The organism is Variovorax sp. RKNM96 (assembly GCF_017161115.1).
Classification (GTDB): domain Bacteria; phylum Pseudomonadota; class Gammaproteobacteria; order Burkholderiales; family Burkholderiaceae_C; genus Variovorax.
The window spans coordinates 945,489-965,078 of sequence record NZ_CP046508.1 but is presented as its reverse complement, the minus strand read 5'-3'; the positions used below and the strand labels follow the sequence as shown (position 1 = coordinate 965,078).

Below are 19,590 nucleotides of genomic sequence, written 5' to 3'. Positions count from 1 at the left end.
ACTCCCATGCGCGAAGCCGTCATCGTTTCCACCGCCCGCACCCCGCTCACCAAGGCGCACCGCGGCGAATTCAACATCACCCCCGGCGCCACGCTGGCGTCCTTCGCGGTGAAGGCCGCGGTCGAACGCTCGGGGCTGGACCCGGCACTGATCGAGGACGCGATCCTCGGCTGCGGCTACCCCGAGGGCACCACGGGCCGCAACATCGCGCGCCAGTCCATCATCCGTTCGGGCCTGCCGATCAGCATCGCCGGCACCACGGTGAACCGCTTCTGCGCTTCGGGCCTGCAGGCGATTGCCATGGCCGCGGGCCGCATCGTGGTGGACGGTGCGCCGGCCATGATCGCGGGCGGCGTCGAAAGCATCTCGCAGATCCGTGGCCGCAGCCCCGGTGATGGCGGCGACCTCAGCCTGGACCCGTGGATCGTCGAGCACAAGCCCGATCTCTACATGGCGATGATCGACACGGCCGACATCGTCGCCAAGCGCTACAACATCAGCCGCGAGGCGCAGGACCGCTTCTCCGCCGAGAGCCAGCGCAGGACAGAGGAAGCACAACTGGCCGGCCGCTACAAGGACGAGATCGTCGCCTGCACCACCACGATGGCCGTGACCGACAAGGAGACCAAGGAAGTCACCTTGCGCGAAGTCACCGCCACCGAAGACAACTGCAACCGCCGCGGCACCACCTACGAAGCGCTCGCCAAGCTCAAGCCGGTGATGGGCGAGGACAAGTTCGTGACGGCCGGCAACGCCTCGCAGCTTTCCGACGGCGCCTCGGCCTGCGTGCTGATGGAAGCCAGGGACGCCGAGCGCGCCAACATCCAGCCGCTGGGCGCCTTCCGCGGCCTGGCACTGGCCGGCTGCGAACCCGACGAAATGGGCATCGGCCCGGTGTTCGCGGTGCCCAAGCTGCTCGCGCGCCACGGCCTCAAGGTCGAGGACATTGGCCTGTGGGAGCTCAACGAAGCCTTCGCCTCACAGTCGATCTACTGCCAGGACAAGCTGGGCATTCCGTCAGAACTGCTCAACGTGAACGGCGGTGCGATCTCCATCGGCCACCCCTTCGGAATGACCGGCGCGCGCCTCACGGGCCATGCGCTCATCGAAGGCAAGCGCCGCGGCGCCAAGTACGCGGTGGTCACGATGTGCATCGCCGGCGGCATGGGCGCCGCGGGTCTGTTCGAAATCTATTGAGGAGCCAGCGATGGACCTGAACTTCACCCCCGAAGAAGAAGCCTTCCGCGCGGAAGTGCGCGCCTTCCTCGCCGACAAGCTGCCCGTGCGCCTCTCGGCGAAGGTCAGCGGCGGCCAGATCCTCACCAAGGCCGACATGCAGGAATGGCACGCCATCCTCAACGCGCGCGGCTGGCTCGCCAACCACTGGCCCGAGCAGTACGGCGGCCCGGGCTGGACGGCGGTGGAGAAGTTCATCTTCGAACACGAGTGCGCGCTGGCCTTCGCGCCGCGCATCGTGCCCTTCGGCGTGAACATGCTGGGGCCGGTGCTCATCAAGTACGGCAACGAGGCGCAAAAGCAGCGCTGGCTGCCGCGCATCCTCGACGGCTCCGACTGGTGGTGCCAGGGCTATTCGGAACCGGGCGCGGGCTCCGACCTCGCGGCGGTGAAGACCTCTGCCGTGCGCGGCATCGACGCGCAAGGCGACCACTACATCGTGAACGGCCAGAAGACCTGGACCACGCTGGGCCAGCACGCCAACATGATCTTCTGCCTGGTGCGCACCAACCGCGAGGCGAAGAAGCAGGAAGGCATCAGCTTCCTCTTGATCGACATGACCTCGCCCGGCGTGGAAGTGCGCCCGATCATCACGCTCGACGGCGAGCATGAAGTCAACGAGGTGTTCTTCTCGGACGTGCGCGTGCCGGCCGAGAACCTCGTGGGCGAAGAGAACAAGGGCTGGACCTGCGCCAAGTACCTGCTGACCTACGAGCGCACGAACATCGCGGGCGTGGGCTTCTCGGTGGCGGCGCTCGAACAGCTCAAGGGCATTGCGGCCAGGCAGGTGAAGAACGGCAAGCCGCTCGCCGAAGACCCGTCGTTCGCCGCACGCATGGCGCGTGTGGAGATCGACCTGGAGAACATGAAGACGACGAACCTGCGCGTGATCGCTGCGGTGGCCGGCGGCGGCGTACCGGGTGCGGAGAGTTCGATGCTGAAGATTCGCGGCACCGAAATCCGCCAGGAGATTTCATCGCTGGCCCGCCGCGCGATGGGCGTGTACGGACGGCCCTTCGTCGAGGAAGCGCTGCACGACGGCTTCGACGGCGAGACCTTCGGCCCCGCCTACGCGAAGGCAGCCGCCGCGCGCTACTTCAACAACCGCAAGCTGTCGATCTTCGGCGGCTCCAATGAAATCCAGAAGAACATCATCAGCAAGATGATCCTGGGCCTGTAAGGAGACATGCAATGAACTTCGAACACACCGAAGACCGGCGCATGCTCGCCGACAGCCTGAACCGCTTCATCGCCGAGCAGTACGCCTTCGATGCGCGCGACCGCATCGCGAAGTCGGCGCACGGGTTCAGCAAGGAGATCTTCCAGCAGTTCGCCGAACTCGGCGTGATCGGCGCGCTGTTCAGCGAAGCCGACGGCGGCTTCGGCGGCGGCGGCTTCGACATCACCGTGGTCTTCGAGGCGCTGGGCCGCGGGCTCGTGGTCGAGCCGCTGCTGGGCGCCGTGATGGTCGGCGAGGCGCTCAGCGCCGCTGGCAGCGATGCGCAGAAGGAAAAGCTCGGCGACATCATCAACGGCGTGACCGTCGCGGCCTTCGCGCACGACGAGGCCGACACGCACTACGAACGCACGCGCGTGGCGACCCGCGCCGAACGCGGCGGCGATGGTTGGGTGCTGAACGGCGCCAAGGCCGTGGTGCCGCAAGGCGAGCAGGCCGACCTGTTCCTCGTCTCTGCCCGCACCTCGGGCAACGTGGACGACGAGTCCGGCATCTCGCTGTTCCTCGTGCCCGCGAAGACCGCGGGCCTCACGGTGCGCGGCTGCCCCGCCATCGACGGCGGCCGCGTCGCCGAACTCGCGCTCGATGGCGTGAAGCTCGGTGCCGACGCGTTGCTCGGCGCCGAAGGTCAAGGTGCCGCCACGCTCGAACGCGCCATCGGCCGCGGCGTGCTCGCGCTGTGCGCCGAAGCCGTGGGCGCAATGGAAGCCGCCAAGACCGCGACGCTGGAGTACCTGCGCACACGCAAGCAGTTCGGCATCCTCATCGGCAGCTTCCAGGCACTGCAGCACCGCATGGCCGACCTGCTGCTCGAGATCGAGCAGGCGCGCTCGGCCGTGATCAACGCCGCAGCCGCCATCGACGGCACGGACCGCGTGGCGCGCGAGCGCGCGCTGTCGGCCGCCAAGTTCAGCATCGGCCGCATCGGCGCGCTGGTGGCGGAAGAAAGCATCCAGATGCACGGCGGTATCGGCATGACGTGGGAGCTGCCGCTGCCGCACTACGCCAAGCGGCTCGTGATGATCGACCACCAGCTCGGCGACGAAGACCATCACCTGCAGCGCTACATCGCGCTCGGCAAAGAGGTGACCGCATGACGGACAAGACGGTTCTGATCTCGCAGCAGGGCGCGGTCCGCATCCTGACCAACAGCAACCCCGGCGCGCGCAACGCGATCACGCCGACGCTGTATGCCGAACTGTCGGCCGCCCTCGCCGATGCGCAGAACGACCCCGAAGTGGGCGCCATCGTCTTCACCGGCGCGGGCGATTTCTTCTGCTCGGGCGGCGACCTCAACCTGCTGGCCAAGCGCCGCGAGCTGCCCGCGTCGGAACGCCGCGAAAAGCTCGAAGGCCTGCACGACCTGATTCGCGCGATCCGCGACTGCGGCAAGCCCGTGATCGCGGCCGTCGAAGGCGGTGCGGCCGGTGCGGGCCTGTCGATGGCGCTGGCCTGCGACATGCTGGTGTCGGCACGCGATGCGTTCTACACGGTGGCCTACGTCAAGGTCGGCCTCACGCCGGACGGCGGTGCGACCGCCTTCCTCTCGGAGTTCGTCTCGCGCCAGGTGCTCACCGAGATGTGCCTCACCGGCGACCGCATGCCGGCCGAGCGCCTGCATGCACTCGGTGCGGTCAATCGCCTCACCGACAAGGGCGCGGCGCTCGCCGAAGCCATCGCGCTTGCAGCCAAGGTGGCCGACGGCCCGCAACGTGCGAGCGCACGCATCAAGACGCTGTGCCGCCAGGCACACCGCGCCTCGCTCGAAGAACAGCTTGAAGCCGAGGCCGTGTACATGGTCGAGTCGCAGGCCGACGCCGAAGCGGCCGAAGGCATCGGCGCGTTCCTCGGCAAGCGCAAGGCGGATTTCGTCGCGCTGCGCCACAACAAGCAGGACGCGCCCTGACGCCGTCCGCACAACCCCGCCTTCCCGCCTCGCACACCGGTCACGCCGTGCGGGGCTTTCTCGTTTCCAGGGAGTTGCCTTCATGCCACTGCTGAATTCCTCGCTGCCGCTCGCCGGCGTGCGCGTCCTCGATCTGTCCCGCATCCTCGCGGGCCCCTGGTGCGGCATGGTGCTGGCAGACATGGGCGCCGAGGTGATCAAGGTCGAGCACCCGGGCCGCGGCGACGACACGCGCGACTGGGGCCTGCGCGTCGGCAAGACCGAGACCGCCTACTTCAACAGCGTGAATCGCAACAAGCGCTCGGTCACGCTCGACCTCCAGACGCCCGAAGGCCAGCAGATCGCGCGCGATCTCGCGAAGCAGTGCGACGTGGTGATCCAGAACTTCAAGTTCGGCGGCATCGACAAGCTGGGCCTGGGCTACGAGCAGCTGAGCAAGGAGCACCCGGGCCTCATCTACTGCTCGATCTCGGGCTACGACCGCACCGGCCCCGAGGCCGCGCGACCCGGCTACGACCTCGTGGTGCAGGGCGAAGCGGGCCTCATGGCGCTCAACGGCGAAGCGAACCAGCCGCCGCTGAAGTTCGGCGTGGCCGCCGTGGACCTGTTCACCGGCATGTACTCGGCGCAGGCCATCCTCGCCGCGCTCTACCAGCGCGAGAAGACCGGCAAGGGTCGGCATGTGGAGATGGCGCTCTTCGACTGCGGCCTGATGATCACCGCCTACTACGGCCTCGAGGCGCTGCTGATGGGCGAAGACCCGCCGCGCTACGGCAATTCGCATCCGTCGATCGTGCCCTACGGCGTGTTCGATGCGGCCGACGGCCCGCTGGTCATCACCGTGGGCAACAACGCGCAGTTCGCGCGCTTCTGCACCGAGGTGATCGAGCGGCCCGACCTCGCGGCCGACGAGCGCTTCAAGACCAACATCCTGCGCTCGGCGAACCGCGCGGTGCTGCTGCCCGAGCTGCACGCGGAACTTGCCAAGCGCCAGCGCGCCAACTTGCTCGAAAAGCTCACCGCCTCGGGCATTCCGTGCGGCGAGGTGCTGGGCCTGCTCGAAGCGCTGCAGTCGAAGCGCGCGACCGATGCGGGCCTCGTGACCACGCAGCCGCACCCGGTGGCCGGCACGGTCAATGTGCTCGCGCCGCCCTACCGTTTCGATGGCGAGCGACTGCCGGTGCGCAGCGCGCCGCCCACGCTGGGCGAAGGCACGCACGATGTGCTGCAGTCCCTGCTCGGCCTGTCGGATGACAAGCTGGCCGCGCTGAAAACAAGTGGCGTCGTCTGAAGAAGACGCCTGTGCATTCCTGATCCCTGAATTAGCAAGAAGTCCATGGCCTCCCTCGTTTCCCGTTCCCTTCGCAATCCTCTTCGCCGCGCTCTCATCGCCCTGGCTCTTCCCCTTGTCACCGGCGTTGCCTTCGCGCAAGCCTGGCCCGCCAAGCCGATCACGCTGATCGTGCCCTTCCCGCCCGGCGGCCCGACCGACGTGGCCTCGCGCATCGTGGCGCAGAAGATGTCGGTCGCGCTCAAGCAGAACATCGTCATCGACAACCGCAGCGGCGCCTCGGGCACCGTGGGCGCGGCCGCCGCGGCACGCGCCGCACCGGACGGCTACACCTTCGTGATGCTCGCCACGCCCACGCTGCTGGCCTCGCACCTCTACGGCCCGACCGGCTACGACATCTTCAAGAACTTCACGCCCGTGGGCTCGGTGTACGACCTGCCGATCGTGCTGGTGGTCAACCCCAAATCGCTGCCCGACGTGACCACCCTGCAGGGCCTGATTGCCAAGGCCAAGGCCGAAGGCGGCAAGCTCAACTACACGACGGCCGGCGCCGGCAGCTTCGGCCACCTGACGACCGAGCAGCTCAAGACCATCGGCAAGTTCGACATGCAGCACGTGCCCTACCGTGGCAGCGCGCCGGCCGTGACCGACCTCATCGGCGGCCAGGTGCCCGCGATGTTCTCGGACCTCGTGGGCGTGCTGCCGCACGTCAAGGCCGGCAAGCTGCGCGCCATCGCGGTCGGCTCGGGCCAGCGAGTGAGCCTGCTGCCCGATGTGAAGACGGTGGCCGAGCAAGGCTTCCCCGGCTTCGATGCGACCTCGTGGGGCGGCTTGCTGGCGCCGGCCGGCACGCCCAAGGATGTGATCGACCGCATGAGCGCAGAACTCAAGACCGCGCTGGCCGACAAGCAGGTGCAGGAAAAGCTCGAAAGCGTCGGCTCCTTCGCGGCCTACCGCACGCCCGAGCAGACCGGCGTGCGCATGCACCAGGACTTCGAGCGCTGGGGCAAGGTCATTCGCGACAACCACATCACGAACCAGTAAAACCGCGATTCGCCACCGCTGGCCACACGACATCAAGGAGACAACATGACAACAGGCAACGACAAGAACAACAACACAGGAACGGCCGGTGCGCCGTTCCGCCCCCTGTTCCCGGTGCGCGGCCTCGCCGACATCCGACGGCTCGAAGAAACGCCGCTCGAAAAAGCGCTCACGGTGCGCAGCACCTACGAGCTGTTCCGCAATTCCGGTGCAGCCTTCGGCGACAAGACCGCGCTCACCTTCCTGCGCAGCGGCAATCCGGCGGATGAGCCGATCCGCTGGTCATACGCGCAATTGCTCGCGGGCATCCACCAGACCGCGAACCTGCTGCACACGCTGGGCGTGGGGCCGCAAGACGCGGTCGCGGTGCTGCTGCCCGGTTGCCTCGAATACCACCTCGCGCTCTGGGGCGGCGAGGCGGCCGGCATCGTGCAGCCGCTGAACCCATTGCTGACCGACGAGAAGCTCGTCGCGCTGATGACCGCGGCGCGCGCCAAGGTGCTGATCGCCTACGGCTCGGACAGTGAATCGGGCATGTGGTCGAAGGCGATGCGCCTGCGCGGCCAGGTGCCCACGCTCACCACCGTGCTGCGCGTGGCGCCGCACGACGAAGCGCCGGGTGCTGCGGGCGCGTTGCCCGAAGGCGTGGCGGAGTTCAGTACGCTGCGCGCAGCGCAACCGAGCGACCGCCTCGTGAGCGGCCGCGACATCGCCCCCACCGACATCGCCGCCTACTTCCACACCGGCGGCACCACCGGCGCGCCCAAGCTCGCGCGCCACAGCCATGGCGCGCAGGTGTTCACCGCCTGGGCCAGCGTGCAGTTGGCGGGCATGAACGAGCAGGGCATCTCGATCAACGGCTATCCGCTGTTCCACGTGGCGGGCGTGCTGCCGGCCTCGCTCTCGTCGCTGTCGGCGGGCGTGGAGGTGATCATTCCGACGCCCTCGCTGCTGCGCAACAAGGAGGTGCTGGCCAACTACTGGAAGCTGGTCGCGAAGTACCGGCCGACCTCGCTCTCGGCCGTGCCCACCGTGCTCGCGGCGCTGGCGAACGTGCCGCTGGACGGCGCGGACATTTCTTCGATCACCTACTGCCGCACCGGCGCCGCCGTGCTCGCGCCGGAACTGGCTGCGCGCTTCGAGCGCCTGTTCGGCCTCCATGTGCACGAGAGCCTGGGCATGACGGAGATGGCCGGCATCTCGACCATCACGCCGCCGGGTGTGAACGGGCCCGCGGGCTGCGTCGGCTTCCGGCTGCCGTACTCGCAGATCCGCATCGTCGCGCTCGACGAGAGCGGCAACGCGAGCGACCGCGACGTGGCGCCCGGCGAGCAGGGCATGGTGCTCTTCAAGTCGCCCAATGTGTTCTCGGGCTTCGTCGATCCTGCGGACAACGCCAAGGCCTTCACCGCCGATGGCTGGCTCGCGACCGGCGACCTCGGCTGGATGGACAGCGAGGAGCGGCTCAACCTCACCGGCCGCTCGAAGGACCTGATCATCCGCAGCGGCCACAACATCGATCCGAAGACCATCGAGGACGCGCTCGGCGCGCACCCTGCGGTGCAGCTGTGCGCGGCAGTCGGCGCGCCCGATGCCTATGCGGGCGAGCTGCCCGTGATCTTCGCGACGCTGGTGCCCAGCGCCTCGGCCACCGAGGAAGAACTGCTCGCTTTCACCGCCGCGCGCGTGGACGAAGCACCCGCCAAGCCCAAGTGGGTGTCGGTGATCGGCGCGATGCCGATGACCAACGTCGGCAAGATCTACAAGCCCGAGCTGCGCGCCATGGCCGCGCGGCAAGTGGTGCTCGCCACGGTCGCCGAGGTGTGCGCCGAACTCGGCGCGAGCGATGCGGCAAAGCCCGCGGTGACCACGGAAGGCGAAAGCCTCGTGCAGGTGCAGATCGATGCCGCCGCAGCGGGCGCTCTGGCTGCAACGCTGCAGGAGCGGCTGCAGAAGGCGCTGGCGCCGCTGCCCTTCAAGACGCGCATCGCGCTGAAGTGAACTGAACCTCAAGAGTTTCTGAAACCAAAGGGAGACAAAACCATGGCCCATCCATCCTCCAACCGCCGCGCATGGCTCTGCGCCGCAGCCGCATCGACCGCCGCGCTGTTCGCGCTGGCCCCCGCCCACGCGCAGGCGCCCTACCCGAACAAGCCGATCCGCCTCGTCGTGCCCTTCCAGGCCGGTGGCGCGACCGACGTGCTCGCGCGCGTGCTGGCCCAGAAGATGTCGGCCGGCTTCGGCCAGCCCGTCGTCATCGACAACAAGCCCGGCGCCGCCGGCATCATCGGCACCGATGCGGTCGCCAAGTCGGCACCCGATGGCTACACCGTCGTGTTCTCCCTCAGCAACGCGCTGCTGACCAACGAGTTCCTCTACGAGAAGCTGCCCTACGACACGCAGCGCGACCTCACGCTGGTCTACCAGGTGGCGATGGGTCCGCTGGTGCTGGTGGTGCATCCGAGCGTGCCGGTGAAGACCGCGCCGGAACTGCTGAAGTACGTGGCCGCGAACAAGGGCAAGGTCGCCTACGGTTCCTACGGCGTGGGCGCCTACCCGCACCTGGCCGGCGCGCACATGAGCCTCACGCAGCAGGCCGACATGAACCACGTCGCCTACAAGGGCGAGGCGCCGATGATGCAGGACCTGATCGGCGGGCAGATCCAGATGGCCTATGCGAGCGCGCTCGTGGCCAAGCCGCACATCGACGCGGGCAAGGTGCGGGCCATCGGCGTGAGCGGCGAACGCCGCATGGCCGCGCTGCCCAACGTGCCGACGATGGCCGAACAGGGCCTGAAGGACGAGGCCTACCGCGTGACCGGATGGCTCGCCTTCGCGGTGCCTGCGAAGACGCCCAAGCCCATCGTGGACCGCATCGCCGACGAAGTGCGCAAGGCCTCGCAGCAGCCCGACGTGCGCGAGCGCATCGCGGCCATGGGCTTCGAGCTCAAGGACAGCTCGCCCGAACTCTTTGCCGCCGCCTGGAAGCAGGAGCGCCCGGTGTGGGAGCGGCTCATCAAGCAATCGGGCGCGAAGCTCGAGTGAACGAACCTCCTCTGATTTTTTGAAGGACCAACCATGAAGATTCTTGTGCCTGTCAAACGGGTCGTCGATTACAACGTGAAGGTGCGCGTCAAGAGCGACGGCACCGGGGTGGACATTGCCAACGTCAAGATGAGCATGAACCCCTTCGACGAGATCGCTGTCGAAGAAGCCGTGCGCCTGAAGGAGAAGGGCGTTGTCACTGAAGTGATCGCTGTCTCCTGCGGTGATGCCAAGTGCCAGGAAACCCTGCGCACCGCGATGGCCATCGGTGCGGACCGCGGTATCCTGGTCGAGACCACCGAAGAGCTGCAGCCGCTGGCTGTCGCCAAGCTGCTGAAGGCGCTGGTCGACAAGGAACAGCCCCAGCTCATCATCCTCGGCAAGCAAGCCATCGATGACGACGCCAATCAAACGGGTCAGATGCTGGCGGCCCTGGCCAACCTGCCCCAGGCCACCTTCGCCTCCAAGGTCGAAGTGGCTGGCGACAAGGCCACGGTCACCCGTGAAGTTGATGGCGGCCTGGAAACCATCTCCCTGAGCCTGCCGGCCGTCATCACGACCGACCTGCGCCTGAACGAGCCGCGCTACGTCACGCTGCCCAACATCATGAAGGCCAAGAAGAAGCAGTTGGATGTCTTCAAGCCCGAGGACCTGGGCGTGGATGTCAAACCCCGCCTGAAGACCCTGAAGGTCAGCGAGCCGCCCAAGCGCGGCGCAGGCATCAAGGTGCCTGATGTGGCGACGCTGGTGGACAAACTGAAGAACGAAGCGAAGGTGATCTGAACATGACCGCACTTGTTATTGCCGAACACGACCACGCCAGCATCAAGCCGGCCACCCTCAACACCGTGACCGCAGCGCTGGCTTGCGGCGGTGAAGTGCATGTGCTGGTGGCTGGCGCCAATGCCGCTGAAGCCGCGAAGGCTGCAGCCCAGATCGCAGGCGTGACCAAGGTCATCGCAGCCGACAGCCCCAGCCTTGCAGAGAACCTCGCCGAGAACGTCGCAGCTCAAGTCCTCGCGATCGCGGCCAACTACAGCCACATCCTGTTCCCCTCGACCGCCAACGGCAAGAACGTCGCGCCGCGCGTGGCCGCCAAGCTCGATGTGGCACAGATCAGCGACATCACGAAGGTCGACAGCCCCGACACCTTCGAGCGTCCGATCTACGCCGGCAACGCGATTGCCACGGTGCAGAGCGGCGATGCCACCAAGGTGATCACGGTGCGCACGACCGGCTTCGACGCCGCAGCCGCCACTGGTGGCAGCGCAACCGTCGAAACCGCCGAAGGCGTTGCCGACAGCGGCAAGAGCAGCTTCGTCGGCCGCGAAGTCACCAAGAGCGAACGCCCCGAACTGACGGCCGCCAAGATCATCGTCTCGGGTGGCCGCGCCTTGGGCAGCGCCGAGAAGTTCACCGAAGTGATGGCACCGCTGGCCGACAAGCTCAACGCGGGCCTGGGCGCCAGCCGCGCCGCCGTCGATGCGGGCTACGCCCCGAACGACTGGCAGGTGGGCCAGACCGGCAAGATCGTCGCGCCGCAGCTGTACATCGCAGCGGGCATCTCGGGTGCCATTCAGCACTTGGCCGGCATGAAGGACTCCAAGGTGATCGTGGCGATCAACAAGGACGAAGAAGCGCCGATCTTCAGCGTCGCCGACTACGGCCTCGTGGCCGACCTGTTCGTGGCTGTGCCCGAACTCGTCAAGGCACTCTGAGCCGATGAAGACCCGCATCACCAAACTGCTCGGTATTCGCTACCCGATCATCCAGGGCGGCATGCAATGGGTGGGCCGCGCCGAGCTGGCCGCGGCCGTGTCGAACGCCGGCGGACTGGGCATCGTGACGGCGCTCACGCAGCCCACGCCCGACGACCTGCGCAATGAAATCGCGCGCACCCGCACCCTGACCGACAAGCCCTTCGGCGTGAACCTCACGATCCTGCCGGCGGTGAAGCCGCCGCCGTATGCCGAGTACGTGCAGGCCATCATCGACAGCGGCATCAAGATCGTGGAGACCGCGGGCAACAGCCCGAAGGATTTCATCGAGGCCTTGAAGCGCCACGACGTGAAGATCGTGCACAAGTGCACCTCGGTGCGCCATGCGCTCTCGGCGGAGCGCAACGGCGTGGATGCGGTGTCGGTCGATGGCTTCGAGTGCGCGGGCCATCCGGGCGAGGACGACGTGCCCGGCCTCGTGCTGCTGCCCATCGCGGCGCGCAAGCTGCGCATTCCGATCATTGCCTCGGGCGGCATCGCCGACGGGCGCGGCATGGCCGCCGCGCTGGCGCTCGGCGCCGAAGGCGTGAACATGGGCACGCGCTTTTGCGTGACGCAAGAGGCGCCGATCCACCCGAACATCAAGCAGGCGCTGGTCGATGCGACCGAGCGCGACACCAAGCTGATGTTCCGCACCATGCGCAATACCGCGCGGGTGTTCCGCAACGCGATCTCCGAAGAGGTGGTGGCGACGGAGAACCGCCCCGGCGGCTGCGAGTTCGAGGAAGTGCGCCCGCTGGTGGCCGGCGCGCGCGGTCGCGCGGCGCTGGAATCGGGCGAGGTGAACAACGGCGTGGTCTCGGCCGGCCAGTGCATCGGGCTGATCGACGACGTGCCGACCTGCGCGGAACTGATCGAGCGCATGGTGCGCGAATGCCGCGAGCATCTGGACCGGGCGCGGTCCTGGATGGACTGAGTCTTTCTGCTCGCGTCCGGGGGCGCTGCGGCTTCACATGGCGCGTGGCCCACGAGGTCTGCGAGCGGCGCATTGCGGAAGCTGCATTTGTTGGCGGTTGCCGAGACTTCGTGCCGCATGAAACGGCGACTTGCCGTGTTCTTCTTTAGAGTGAATGCCCCTGTCACTCGATACCCCAACAAGGGGAGAAGGAAGGCGCAACACACCAAGCCACCACCGAGATGTTTGAAGGCTGCTTGCCTCGCGGCAGGTTGTCGGTGCGAAAGCAGCGATGCAAATGCGAGGTATCAAAAGGCGACGGCCAGGGTGTTACTAGCACCCCAGCCGTCTAACCAAGTTCGTGCACACACCTTGGAAGGAAACGCACAAAAATGGCTACCAAGACTATAGCCCGGCCAACTACGCCGGTCGCTTCCGACGACAACGCCCAAGACGCGGCGGATCTTCTTGAAAACACCCTCTCTCAACTCGAAGCTCTCCTGTGGGTCTGCCATGGGGAAGAGATTGACTGGTGCAGCGGGGATGGGCCTCGACGACTGGACAACGTGCTTTGGCTTGCGGCTGATCTGGCTCGCAAGGCTGGGGAGTTGTTTCAGGTGAATGAGACGGCGCGGCGTGGGGCGCTTGAGACTGGCGGTTAGCGGTCGGTCTGCGGGCTGCGGGTATCGCGGCCCGCCTGGGGAACAGGTCCTTTGGAATGCGGTGTCATGTCCGAAAGCGTTCTGATTGGGATGCAGTCGGGATGACAAAGAGCGGTTGAGCCGATGGGTCTCACTACGGCCTCAGCCCCGAGGATGACTGATTTTTGATGCAACGGCCGGCGCCGGGCAGCACGGTCAGCGCAACTTTTCTAGCGCTGCTTGTCGCCCCATCGGTCAATGTCCTCGAAGCTGCCCATTTGGCTATGGATGTGCTTGGGAATATGCGGCATTTCAAGTGAAAGCTCATCAAGGCGGACCCGGATTGCAACGAGTTCCACCGCATCGATCTCAGGCGAGGCGCGGATTTGCTCTAGCCTCCGGCCGATGGCGTTGTACTTCGCCGCGGCTAGTCGGTGCTTTTCGGCCTTTTCTTGGTAGCCCATCGTGCCGGCAAACGTGGCGAGGACAGCGGCAACCACACTCAAGATGCCGGCCCCTATCTGGAGCCACGTTGCCGGTTGGGCCTGCAATGTGGCAAAGGCTGCAGTACCCACTATGGCCGAGAGAACCGCTGAGCTGCCAGTGAACTTTCCGTTCCTGCCGGTCAGGTATGCGGCTGCCTTGTAGTGCCCTACGGCAACCACGGAGGTACGTTCGTACCAACGCTTCGCAAGCCCGGCTGCATCAGTGGGTTGTTCAGGAGCGACCATGCCAAACCTTTGGGCAAATAACGGGCCCCGAGTGTGCCATCCGAAATAGCGAGCCTTCCGTATCAGCAATTCGGCACATACGCCGAGCGACGCCGCTTTAGTGCGGCCGAGCCGCAGGAACTGAAAGGACTCTCAAGGACAACTCAAACCTTGAGGCTATGCGTGCGCGGCACAGGGCCGAAACGTTTAGGCGGGATTGCCCGATGAGGGAACCAACTTGAACTAAGGCACGCCTCGTAACAATTAAACGTACTGACAGTCAACAAACACGCACTGACAGTCGTATCATGCGTCCACGGCAGCACGTTACCGTGTTGACGAGGTTCGATAGAGATTGTTGCTTTCCTTAAGTTTTCCAAGAAGCAAGTCAGTGATCAGGCCACGCGAGAGCGGGGTCACTCTGCTGGACAGTAGCAGAGCGTTTACGCAGCCAACGGCGGTCAACCGCTAGTGGTGACGGGCGACGTTTCACCAGGAACTGAGCGCGAGGTAAGCGGACTTCCTAGCTCCCAGGAGCGAAGAACGAAGCTACTAAGTGCCTAGTACCAGGGGGGACAGGCTCAGTCGGCGGCAACTGTGATGGGCTTGGCAGTCGAGTTGGCTCCTTTTCGGCGTCTGCTTCACGGGGGACGAGGCAATTTCGCCTGATAAGGAGCTTCAGAAATGAACAAGCAATCTTGTGAGAACCACATCGCGACGTTGACAAAACTGCGCGATGAGTACCGTAGCCAACTCGACGATGGGGCGATGCGTGACTTGGACCGGCTGATCGTAGAACTCAAAGAGGTTCGTGATGGCGGTCTTGATGCGGCGGAAGTGGCCAAGCTGGTGGTCCGCGTAGTGGAGGCGATTGCTGTTGTGCTCACTTCGGTGACGAACATCAGCGATTGGCTTAAGTGAAGTCACAGGCCCCCCAGGCCCATTCTTTGTTTTATAGATCATCATGAACATCGGCAACGCGATCCAGCTTGCTAGAACAAAGCGAAGGCTTTCGCAAGCTCAGCTTGCTCAGAGAGCTGACATGTCCGTGTCCTATCTGTCGTTGCTTGAGCGGTCACGCCGTGATCCGCCTCTTTCGACTCTTCAGCGGCTTGCCGCCGCCCTTCGTGTTCCATTGGAGATCCTCTTCTTCCTGGGGGCGGAGGACGGAGAGCTGTCCGGGATCAACAAGGAACTCGCCGGCCAGCTCGCGGTCACGGCCTTGGAGCTTCTCAATGAGCCTGAATCTCCGCAAGCCGACCTACCCCTTTAGGCCCATTGGCTCGCTCGCGGCGTTAGCCAACACGCTCAAGGTGAGCGAAAGCGAGCTGGTCCACATAGCTAAGAACGCGGGCAGCCTGTATCGAGCCGTCCAACTCAAACCTGGATCAACTAGGCAAGTCTTCGACGCCAAGCCTCCGCTCAAGCCCATCCACTCTCGGATCAAGGAATTCATCCTGTCAGAGGTGCACTTCCCCAGCTACCTCACGGGAAGCCTCAAGGGGCGTGACTACAAGGCTAACGCCGAAATTCACGCTGGGCAGGCCGTCGTGATCTGCGAGGACGTGAAGGGGTTTTTCAACTCCGTGTCTGAGACATGCGTCTTCGACATCTGGCGTCACTTCTTCCTGTTCGGCACGGCTGTCTCTCAGGTGCTAACAAGCCTTACCACCAAGGACGGGGCTTTGGTGCAAGGGGCAATCCCAAGCTCGTACCTAGCTAACCTCGCTCTTTGGCGGGACGAGGCGCTGCTGCACGCAAAGCTTGAGGCTCAGGGCATCCGCTACTCTCGATACGTTGACGACATTGTCATGTCCTCGTCAACTCCATTGGAGCCGAGCCGAAAGACCGAACTTATCGCCTCCGTGTACGGGATGCTCCGGAGGAATGGCCTGTCAGCGCGGCGCGACAAGCACGAGATTGCACCAGCCACTAAACAGATGGTGACAACCAAGCTCGTCGTGAACCGCAGAGCCGCGCTCCCGCCGGCCCGCCGAGCCAACGCCAGGACGGCAGTGTTTCAAGCCGAGATGCTTGTCGCCAATCACGGCGTCGAGGCCGCTCAGGCAGTCATTGCCAAGGCAGCCGGTCGCGTCGGCCAGCTCGCCCGCTTTCACCCAAACCTAGCGGCCCCATTGCAAGAGCGACTCGCGAGGCTGCGTAAGCAAGCCGCGACACGTAAAAGCTTGCCCACGATGGAGCCGAGCGAGACCCCTACGCCGCCTCCCGAAAAAGACTCCTAGATTCAAAGTTCGCCGTGTGTACTGCGCCTGTGTACCAGACACCGTGACAGCTCGGATTCCCCAATGAAGCGCGTGTGAACAGCTGGGTTCGACCCCCTTCACCGACAGTGAGGCGGTTCGATGCTTGACCAATACGCACGCATCTAACAGCGCGTGCCGAAGCCATTGAGCCCGCGCTACGGATTTCCACTACTAGGTCTGAAGCAGTCAGGCAGATCGCTTGCATCGACTGCCCGCAACGTGTCTGAAGCGAACATTGAACGCAGTCCTACCAAAGTCGACCGCGACTGACACCAGCCCCTCGGACTTCTGCTTATCCGTCTCTCACAAACGCTCAGTAGGACACCCCCGCACGTCCATTTGCAGTCCACCACAGCGGTCGAACCGCCAACCTCACAGCCGCACGCCCTGTGCACACACCCCGAATGCGCCTGTACCAAGCCCCGAAAGCAAGAGCCCATCTAAGGAAACCCCCGATACATGAATGGTCATCGACCCTCTAGCATCGGCGGCTGCTCCCCCCTGTCGAGGTGTACGGACCGCGTCCCGGCGTCCGCCCGGTGACATGGCGCCTGCCTCACCTGCCCTTCCTGCGATGACAACTCCTCCCGAGTCCGGCCCCACGCTGGACGCCGCCAGCCCCCTCCCCCCCGACATCGAAGCCGCCGACGAACCGACCAAGGTGCCGCTGGCCATCGAAGACTGGCTCACCGTCATCATCATGGGCGCGCTGGCGCTCATCACCTTTGCCAACGTGCTGGTGCGCTACTTCACCAGCTCGTCGTTCGCGTGGACCGAGGAGTTCTCGGTGTTCCTCATGATCATGCTGGCGCTGGTGGCGGGCTCGGCCGCGGTGGCGCGCGACCGGCATATCCGCATCGAGTACTTCTCGGAAAGCGGCTCGATGGCGCGGCGCAAGCGCCTCGCGCAGTTCGGCGCGCTGATGATCGCCATCCTCTTCGGCCTGATCGGCGCGCTCAGCATCCGCATGGTGTGGGACGACTACCGCTTCGAGGAAACCACGCCGGGCATCGGGCTGCCGGCCTGGTGGTATTCGATGTGGCTGCCGATCGTGTCCTTCGCCATCGCGGGGAGGGCCATCGGCCTCATGGTCCGGCGCGGGCGCAAGACGAACTACCAGTCCGACGACAGCAATAACAAAAAGGGCGGCGCCAAGTGATCGCCACCCTGCTCTTCGTCGCCTTCGTGCTGATGATGCTGGTGGGCGTGCCCATCGGCGCCGCACTCGGCCTGGCAGGCGCCGCCTGCATCGCGCTGGCCAACAGCGACGCCCAGTGGTTCGGCCTGCTGGCCGTGCCGCAGAACTTCTATGCGGGCCTGGGCAAGTACCCGCTGCTGGCCATTCCGATGTTCGTGCTGGTCGGCTCCATCTTCGACCGCTCGGGCGTGGCGCTGCGGCTGGTGAACTTCGCGGTCGCCATCGTCGGGCGCGGTCCCGGCATGCTGCCGCTGGTGGCGATTGCGGTCGCGATGTTCCTCGGCGGCATCTCGGGCTCGGGCCCGGCCAACGCCGCCGCCGTGGGCGCGGTGATGATCGCGGCCATGTCGCGCGCCGGCTACCCGGCCGCGTTCTCGGCGAGCGTGGTGGGCGCCGCGGCGGCCACCGACATCCTGATTCCGCCGTCGGTCGCGTTCATCGTCTATTCGGTGCTGGTGCCGGGCGCCTCGGTGCCGGCGCTGTTCGCGGCCGGCATGATCCCGGGCGTGATGGCCGGCCTCGCGCTGATGATTCCGGCCGTGTGGCTGGCCCGCACGCACAAGATGGGCGCGCTCGAAGCGACGCTGCCGCGTCCGCCGTTCTGGAAGAGCTTTCGCGAAGCGATCTGGGGCCTCGCGGCACCGGTGCTGATTCTGGGCGGCATGCGCGCGGGCTGGTTCACGCCGACCGAAGCGGCCGTGGTCGCGGTGTTCTACGGCCTCTTCGTGGGCATGTGCATCCACCGGACCATCAAGGTGCGCGACCTGTTCGTGATCCTGCGCGAATCGGGTGAGCTCTCGGCGGTGATCCTGCTGGTGGTGTCGCTCGCGGGGATCTTCGCGTACTCGCTCTCGACGCTGGGCATCATCGACCCGGTCACGCGGGCCATCGTGAATTCGGGCCTGGGCGAATACGGCATCCTCGCGCTGCTGATCCTCTTGCTCATCACCGTGGGCATGTTCCTCGATGGCGTGTCGATCTTCCTGATCTTCGTGCCGCTCTTGCTGCCCATCGTGCAGTACTACAAGTGGGACCCGGTGTGGTTCGGCGTGATCCTCACGCTCAAGGTTGCGCTCGGGCAGTTCACGCCGCCGCTGGCCGTGAACCTCATGGTCTCGTGCCGCATCGCCAAGGTGCGCATGGAAGAGACCGTGCGCTGGGTCGGCTGGATGCTGTTCTCGATGTTCGTGGTGATGGTGCTGGTCATCGCATTCCCCGAGCTTGCGCTCTGGCTGCCGCGCAAGCTGGGCTACTGATTTTTTCGTTCCATCTACAAAGAGGAGACCTTCAAATGAAATTCCGCCGCACCCTGCTGGGCCTCGCCGCCGTCGCCGCCACGCTCGGGCTCTTCTCGACCGGCGCCATGGCGCAGGCCGCCTACAAGCCCGAGTACAAGATGTCGCTGGTGCTCGGCCCACCCACGCCGTGGGGCCAAGCCGGAAAGATCTGGGCCGACCTCGTGAAGGAGCGCACCCAGGGCCGCATCAACATCAAGCTGTACCCGGGCGTGTCGTTGATCCAGGGCGACCAGACGCGCGAGTTCAGCGCGCTGCGCCAGGGCGTGATCGACATGGCCGTGGGCTCGACCATCAACTGGTCGCCGCAGGTCAAGCAGCTCAACCTGTTCTCGATGCCCTTCCTGATGCCCGACTACGCGGCCATCGACGCGCTCACGCAGGGCGACGTGGGCAAGGAAATGTTCAAGACCCTCGACAAGGCTGGCGTGGTGCCGCTCGCCTGGGGCGAGAACGGTTACCGCGAAATCACCAACTCCAAGAAGCCGATCAAGTCGCCCGAGGACCTGAAGGGCATGAAGATCCGCGTGGTCGGTTCGCCGATCTATTCGGACATGTTCACAGCGCTGGGCGCCAACCCCACGCAGATGAGCTGGGCCGATGCGCAGCCCGCGCTCGCGAGCGGCGCGGTCGATGGCCAGGAGAACCCGCTCTTCCTGTTCACCGTGCTCAAGATGCACACCGTGGGCCAGAAGTTCGTGACCGCCTGGGGCTACGTGGCCGACCCGCTGGTGTTCGTGGTGAACAAGGAGATCTGGGCTTCGTGGACGCCAGCCGACCAGGCCATCGTGCGCCAGGCCGCGCTCGATGCGGGCAAGCAGGAAATCGCCATCGCGCGCAAGGGCCTCGTGGAAGCCGACAAGCCGGTGTTCAAGGACATCGCCGCCATGGGCGTGACGGTGACGCAGCTCACGCCGGAAGAGCGCCAAGCCTTTGTGAAGGCGACGCGCCCGGTGTACGACAAGTGGAAGTCGATGGTGGGTGCGGACCTCGTCGCACAGGCCGAGAAGGCGATTGCCGCGCGCAAGAAGTAAGCAGCGTTTTCGCAAC

18 protein-coding genes are annotated in these 19,590 nt (G+C 65.5%); 17 read left to right on the top strand and 1 reads right to left on the bottom strand.

Annotated features, from left to right (window positions below; genetic code table 11):
• The first annotated feature begins 6 nt into the window (after positions 1-6).
• The 11 genes from GNX71_RS04355 to GNX71_RS04305 all read left to right on the top strand — a co-directional run bounded on the left by GNX71_RS04355 (position 7) and on the right by GNX71_RS04305 (position 12,453).
• Positions 7-1,197 carry an acetyl-CoA C-acyltransferase gene (locus GNX71_RS04355; RefSeq protein WP_206177186.1) on the top strand — a complete coding sequence of 397 codons (1,191 nt, stop codon included), beginning with the start codon at positions 7-9 and terminating at the stop codon, positions 1,195-1,197.
• A gap of 10 nt (positions 1,198-1,207) precedes the next feature.
• Complete coding sequence (locus GNX71_RS04350) at positions 1,208-2,416, top strand: acyl-CoA dehydrogenase family protein (protein ID WP_206177185.1); 1,209 nt, start codon at positions 1,208-1,210, stop codon at positions 2,414-2,416.
• Between the two features lie 11 nt (positions 2,417-2,427).
• Complete coding sequence (locus tag GNX71_RS04345; protein WP_206177184.1) at positions 2,428-3,570, top strand: acyl-CoA dehydrogenase; 1,143 nt, start codon at positions 2,428-2,430, stop codon at positions 3,568-3,570.
• On the top strand, positions 3,567-4,379 hold the full coding sequence (locus tag GNX71_RS04340; protein ID WP_206177183.1) for an enoyl-CoA hydratase: 813 nt from the start codon (positions 3,567-3,569) through the stop codon (positions 4,377-4,379). The genes GNX71_RS04345 and GNX71_RS04340 overlap by 4 nt, the downstream gene beginning before the upstream one ends.
• A gap of 82 nt (positions 4,380-4,461) precedes the next feature.
• Positions 4,462-5,670, top strand: a complete 1,209-nt coding sequence (locus GNX71_RS04335) for a CaiB/BaiF CoA-transferase family protein (protein ID WP_206177182.1) — start codon at positions 4,462-4,464, stop codon at positions 5,668-5,670.
• Between the two features lie 45 nt (positions 5,671-5,715).
• The gene (locus tag GNX71_RS04330) at positions 5,716-6,714 is read left to right on the top strand and encodes a tripartite tricarboxylate transporter substrate binding protein (protein ID WP_206177181.1); all 999 of its coding nucleotides are present in this window, start codon (positions 5,716-5,718) and stop codon (positions 6,712-6,714) included.
• A gap of 45 nt (positions 6,715-6,759) precedes the next feature.
• A complete protein-coding gene (locus GNX71_RS04325; protein ID WP_206177180.1) occupies positions 6,760-8,715 on the top strand; it encodes an acyl-CoA synthetase in 1,956 nt (651 codons plus the stop codon).
• 42 nt (positions 8,716-8,757) lie between these two features.
• Complete coding sequence (locus GNX71_RS04320) at positions 8,758-9,759, top strand: tripartite tricarboxylate transporter substrate binding protein (protein ID WP_206177179.1); 1,002 nt, start codon at positions 8,758-8,760, stop codon at positions 9,757-9,759.
• Between the two features lie 33 nt (positions 9,760-9,792).
• On the top strand, positions 9,793-10,542 hold the full coding sequence (locus GNX71_RS04315; protein ID WP_206177178.1) for an electron transfer flavoprotein subunit beta/FixA family protein: 750 nt from the start codon (positions 9,793-9,795) through the stop codon (positions 10,540-10,542).
• 2 nt (positions 10,543-10,544) lie between these two features.
• Positions 10,545-11,477: an FAD-binding protein gene (locus GNX71_RS04310; RefSeq protein ID WP_206177177.1), complete on the top strand. Its 933-nt coding sequence runs from the start codon at positions 10,545-10,547 to the stop codon at positions 11,475-11,477.
• A 4-nt stretch (positions 11,478-11,481) separates the two neighbouring features.
• Complete coding sequence (locus GNX71_RS04305; protein WP_206177176.1) at positions 11,482-12,453, top strand: nitronate monooxygenase family protein; 972 nt, start codon at positions 11,482-11,484, stop codon at positions 12,451-12,453.
• A gap of 850 nt (positions 12,454-13,303) precedes the next feature.
• Here GNX71_RS04305 and GNX71_RS04300 read toward each other — a convergent pair.
• Complete coding sequence (locus GNX71_RS04300) at positions 13,304-13,804, bottom strand: SLATT domain-containing protein (RefSeq protein WP_206177175.1); 501 nt, start codon at positions 13,802-13,804, stop codon at positions 13,304-13,306.
• A gap of 663 nt (positions 13,805-14,467) precedes the next feature.
• Between GNX71_RS04300 and GNX71_RS04295 the strand changes: the two genes are divergently transcribed.
• The 6 genes from GNX71_RS04295 (at position 14,468) to GNX71_RS04270 (ending at position 19,574) form a co-directional block, all read left to right on the top strand.
• Positions 14,468-14,704, top strand: a complete 237-nt coding sequence (locus GNX71_RS04295) for a hypothetical protein (RefSeq protein WP_206177174.1) — start codon at positions 14,468-14,470, stop codon at positions 14,702-14,704.
• A gap of 43 nt (positions 14,705-14,747) precedes the next feature.
• Complete coding sequence (locus GNX71_RS04290; RefSeq protein ID WP_206177173.1) at positions 14,748-15,056, top strand: helix-turn-helix transcriptional regulator; 309 nt, start codon at positions 14,748-14,750, stop codon at positions 15,054-15,056.
• Entirely contained in the window at positions 15,019-16,026 is a 1,008-nt protein-coding gene (locus GNX71_RS04285) for a reverse transcriptase family protein (RefSeq protein ID WP_206177172.1), read from the top strand. The genes GNX71_RS04290 and GNX71_RS04285 overlap by 38 nt, the downstream gene beginning before the upstream one ends.
• A gap of 595 nt (positions 16,027-16,621) precedes the next feature.
• Positions 16,622-17,206, top strand: a complete 585-nt coding sequence (locus tag GNX71_RS04280) for a TRAP transporter small permease (RefSeq protein ID WP_206177171.1) — start codon at positions 16,622-16,624, stop codon at positions 17,204-17,206.
• A complete protein-coding gene (locus GNX71_RS04275) occupies positions 17,203-18,501 on the top strand; it encodes a TRAP transporter large permease (protein WP_206177170.1) in 1,299 nt (432 codons plus the stop codon). Before GNX71_RS04280 ends, GNX71_RS04275 begins: the two co-directional genes overlap by 4 nt.
• Before the next feature lie 35 nt (positions 18,502-18,536).
• Positions 18,537-19,574 (top strand): DctP family TRAP transporter solute-binding subunit, encoded by a 1,038-nt coding sequence (locus tag GNX71_RS04270; RefSeq protein WP_206177169.1) that lies wholly within the window; start codon positions 18,537-18,539, stop codon positions 19,572-19,574.
• The last annotated feature ends 16 nt before the right edge of the window (positions 19,575-19,590 follow it).